This is a genomic window from Mesorhizobium sp. M7A.F.Ca.CA.001.10.2.1, from assembly GCF_003998575.1.
GTDB lineage: Bacteria > Pseudomonadota > Alphaproteobacteria > Rhizobiales > Rhizobiaceae > Mesorhizobium.
Map to the genome: position 1 here is coordinate 1 of NZ_RZQY01000477.1, position 4,685 is coordinate 4,685.

Here is a 4,685-nt window from a genome sequence, read left to right on the forward strand (position 1 = left end):
CCATAATATGTAATAGAGCGCGCTGAAGCGGGCGAGCTGCTCGGGCGCGATGTCGGAATAGGCGAGATTGCCGGTCGAGGCCCATTGCGCGGAGCGGAAGACGCCGAAGACGAAGATGTAGGTCAGCACGATCCACACCGGCGTCGTCGCCTGCATCAAGGCGAAGCCGGCGACCATCACGGCGACGATCGGGGTGTTGTAGACCAGCACGCGGCGAAAGCCGAAACGGTTGAGGACACGCGGCATGAAGAAGCGCATGGCCACGGAGCCGACCGCGGCGACGAAGGTCAGCGATCCCGCCTGCACCGCGCTCATGCCGAAGCCGAGCTGGAACATCAAGGGCAGCAGGAACACCACCGAGCTGAGGCCGATCGTGTCCAGCCCGCCGCCGGTGAGGAACGAAATGCGGAAGGTACGGATGCGCAACAGCTCGAGATCGAGCAGCGGATTGCGCACGCGCAGGCAGTAGAACGAGGCGATGGTCAGGATGACCAGCGCCAGCGCCAGTTCTGCGGCGATGATGCCGCCCGCGGCATCCTTGGCAGCAAGCGAATCCATGCCGAAGACCAGCAGGACCATGCCGCTGCCGACCAGCAGGAAGCCCGGAAAATCGAACGGCGTGCGCACGGGCTTGGTCATCGTCGGAAACAGCGAGGCGGCAAGAATTGCCGCCGCCAGCGCGAACGGCACGTTGATGAAGAAGATCCAGCGCCAGGAAATGTAGGTGGTCAGCGCGCCCCCGACGAGCGGACCGACCAACGGTCCGGACTGGCCGGCCAGCGAGATGTACATGTTGATCTTCAGCGTTCGGCTGCGCGGAAAGGTCGACAGGATGACGACCTGGCCGAGCGTGCCCATCAAGGCACCGCCAAAGCCTTGCAGCGCGCGGGCGCCGACCAGCATCCAGATGTTGTCGGACAGCCCGCAGAGCGCCGACGAGGCGGCGAACACCAGCAAGGCAAAGCAGTAGACGTTGCGCAGGCCGAAGCGATCGGCGGCCCAGCCGCCAAGCGGCATCGAGATGATCAGGCTGGCGACATAGACGGTAATCAAGAGGCCGAGCTGGCTGGGCGGACGGCCGAGGCTTTCGCTGATGCCCGGCAGCGCGGTCACCACGACATTCTGGTCGAGGCTGGTCATGAACACGCCGCAGGCGACCGTCAGCGGCAGCAGGAGCAAGGCTCTGGCCGGCACATCGGCGCGATCCGTGGCGCCGGCGGATAGTTCTGCGGTCATGGAGATGTTCGAACCAAACGAATGTGCCGACTCTTGAAGAAGGGATTTCATATCCCTCGGGCCGGTTGGGCGGCCACGTTTTCGCACCATGGGCGCCGGCGGCCAGATTCTCTAGCGGCAGAAGCGGCTGGCGTTGATGCCAGATGTGGGCAACGCGGCCATCCGGCCGCGCCGCCTACTGCACCTCGTAGCCGACTTCCTCGCTGGCATGGCAGAGCGCCTTCCAGAACGAGCGTGCAAACGAGCGGAAGACATAGATGTCGAACTGGTCGGCGCTGGTGCGCTGGATCTGGGCGAAGATGTCGTGATGGGTGGTCGAGCGGCCGGCTCCAACAGGAAAGGCCGGCAGCGCGAAATCGATGGCGAAGAATTTCGCCAGCACCCATTCGGCCTTCGGCCCGGCAATGCGGATGGCGGTGCGGCCGTGCGAGAGGTCGGTCACAGTGCCAATGGCGGGGGTCACCACCTTGGCAAAGGCCGCAGCCAGGCCTTCGGCTTCATCGGCAACGGTGAACTTTCCCGGCGCGAAGCCGAACACCGATTTCACGCCATCGCTCAAGCCGCCGCCGGCGCCATCGGGCAGGGCAAGCCCGGTGACGGTGCGGACGGCTGCTATCAGCTTCTTCTCCTCGCCGGGCCACGCGGCGAGCTGCACGATCGAGCCCGGCCTTGTCTCGGTCAGGATGATCTCGACGCCGTGCTCGAAATTGCCGTGCGAGCCGACATGGAATTCAGGCTCAAGCGGCGACAAGGGTTCGGGTGATTGGCGCTCAACCATGCATGCGGCTCCCGTCCGGATCGAAGAAGTGGTTGGAGACGATCTCGACCGGTCCAAACCGGTTGCGCAAGGGATCGGAGACATGAGCGCGCGTGCCCTGCAGTGCCTTGCCGCCCTTGACCAGCGCCAGCGCGATATGCCTGCCGAGCGCCGGTGAATAGCAGCAGGCGGTGATGTGACCGATCGAGCCGTGCGGATTGGCCTCGTCAACCTCCTCGACGATGTGCGCGCCGCCATTGAACGGTAGGTTGTCGAGGGCGATCAGGCCGACCAGTTCCAGGCGGTCCGACGCGATCAGGCCTTCGCGGTCCATCATCGCCGAGCCGATGAACGGCTTCTTCTTCGACAGCATCCAGTCGAGATGCAGGTCGCGCGCCGTGGTGCGGCCGTCGATCTCGGCGCCGGTGACATGGCCTTTTTCGATGCGCATGGTGCCCAGCGCCTCGAGCCCGTAGGTGACCAGCCCGAACGGTTTGCCGGCCTCGACAAGCGCTTCCCAGACATGGGTGCCGTGGCCGGCGCCGGAATAGACTTCGAACGCCATTTCGCCGGAGAAGGACAGCCGGCAGATCATCACCGGCACGCCTGCTATCTCGCCGCGCACGAGGCCCATGAAGGGCAAGGTGGCATTGTCGACTGCGGTGCCGGTGACACAAGAGGCGAGGATCTGCCTGGCCTTCGGCCCGCCGATCGCGGCCCCCGCCCATTCGTCGGTCACCGAGGTGACGTGGACTTTCAGCTCCGGCCAGATCACGTCGAGGAAATATTCCAGATGCTGCATCACCTTGCCGGCATTGGCGGTGGTGGTGGTCATCAGGAAGTCCTGCTCGCCGAGCCGCCAGGTGGTGCCGTCGTCGAAGGCTAGGCCGTCCTCGCGCAGCATCAGACCGTAGCGGGCCTTGCCGACGGCCAGCGTCGAAAACATGTTGGTGTAGACGCGGTCGAGGAATGCGGCGGCGTCGGGGCCTTGCACGGCAATCTTGCCCAATGTCGAGACATCGACGATCCCGGCGCTTTCGCGTGTCGCCTTGGCTTCGCGCACATAGGCCTGCTCGACCGTTTCGCCTGCATGGCCGTAGATCATCGGGCGATACCAGAGGCCCGCTGAATACATGGTCGCGCCGTTGGCCAGATGCCAATCATGCATCGGGGTCAATCGTTCGGGCTTGAGATCGCCAAAACGTTCCGCCGCCAGCGAGCCGATCGACACCGGCGCAAAGGGCGGCCGGAAGCGCGTCGTGCCGACTTCGGGGATGGGCTTGCCCAGGGCTTCGGCCATGATGGCAAGGCCGGGCACGTTGGAGCTCTTGCCCTGGTCGGTCGCCATGCCGAGCGTGGTGTAGCGTTTCAGATGCTCGACCGAGACAAAGCCTTCCCGGTGCGCCAGCCGCACGTCCTCTGCCGTCACGTCGTGCTGGAAGTCGACAAAGCTCTTGCCCTTGGCCCTGATCTCGAACACCGGTGCCGGATCAGGATCGCCGGGCACGGCTTCCACCGCCGGCAATACAGAAGGCGCGCTGGGGCCACCGGCTGCGGCAAGGCCCGCGGCGCGGCCTTCGGCGATGGCTTCGGCGGTGGAGAAACTGCCGGTGAAGGCGCCGGCGCCGATCCAGCTCTGTGTTGGCTTCGGCGGCAGGAAGGCCTGCCGCGCGGCATTCCATTCCGCCTTGGCGCCGGCCTGGCTGGCCAGATGGATGGTCGGCGACCAGCCGCCGGACATCAGCAGGCAATCGGCGTGGATACTGCGGGCATCGCCGATGAGCGTGCCGTTGGCCATATCGAAGCGTTGCAGTTTGAGGCCGGACAGCGCCTTTCCACCTTCGGTGGCGACGACGGCATGGCCAGCGAAGATCTCGGCCTCGGCTTCCGCGGCCAGCTTGCGCATCTCCGGCGAAAGTTCCGGCCTGACATCGGCGATGGCGACGACCGCGGCACCGGCCTTCTTCAAGGCGACGGCCGCCCGATAGGCGCTGTCATTGTTGGTGAACAGCGCGATCCGCTCGCCCGGCAGCACGCCGAATTCGTTGGCATAGCGCTCGGCTGCATGCGCCAGCATCACGCCTGGCCGGTCATTGCCGGGGAACACGAGCGGCCGCTCGAACGCACCGGTGGCCAGGACCACGGATTTGGCACGGATCGCCCAATAGCGATGGCGCGGCTCGCCCTTGCCTGGCTGATCCTTGTGATCGCTGACCCGTTCCAGCGCGGCAAGCGTGTTGTTGTCGTAATAACCCCACACTGTGGTGCGCGGTAAAAGCCGGACATTGTCGCGGCCTGCGAGCTGGGCGACGGTGCGGCGCGCCCAATCGGCAGCTGGTGCGCCATCGATCGTTTCCCCGGACCAGTTGGCCGAACCGCCGAAAAGCGGCTCGAGATCGGCCAACATGACGCGCGCTCCCTGATCGGCGGCGGTCCTGGCGGCCATCAGGCCGGCCGGGCCGGAGCCGACCACCAGCACGTCGCAAAAGGCGTTCATGCGCTCGTAGCGGGCCGGGTCTTTCGCCGTTCCGGCGCTGCCGAGACCGGCTGCGCGGCGGATGAAGTGTTCGCAGAACATCCAGAAGCGCGTGCCTTTGAGCGGGCCGAACACCGGTCCCATGAAGGTCTTGTAGTAGAACCCGGCCGACAGGATGTTGCCGCCGAGCTGGTTGACGGCGTTGATGTCCCAGGC

3 protein-coding genes are annotated in these 4,685 nt (G+C 65.5%); all 3 read right to left on the bottom strand.

The genetic code is table 11. From position 1 onward, the window contains the following. A partial coding sequence (locus EN964_RS25170; RefSeq protein ID WP_127276857.1) for an MFS transporter occupies nucleotides 1-1,236 on the bottom strand: 1,236 nt, incomplete at its 3' end. 175 nt (nucleotides 1,237-1,411) lie between these two features. Next, complete coding sequence (gene soxG / locus EN964_RS25175; RefSeq protein ID WP_127270665.1) at nucleotides 1,412-2,014, bottom strand: sarcosine oxidase subunit gamma family protein; 603 nt, start codon at nucleotides 2,012-2,014, stop codon at nucleotides 1,412-1,414. Then, nucleotides 2,007-4,685, bottom strand: a 2,679-nt coding sequence (locus tag EN964_RS25180; RefSeq protein WP_127276859.1) for a sarcosine oxidase subunit alpha family protein, incomplete at its 5' end; no start/stop codon positions are given. The genes soxG and EN964_RS25180, both read right to left, overlap by 8 nt.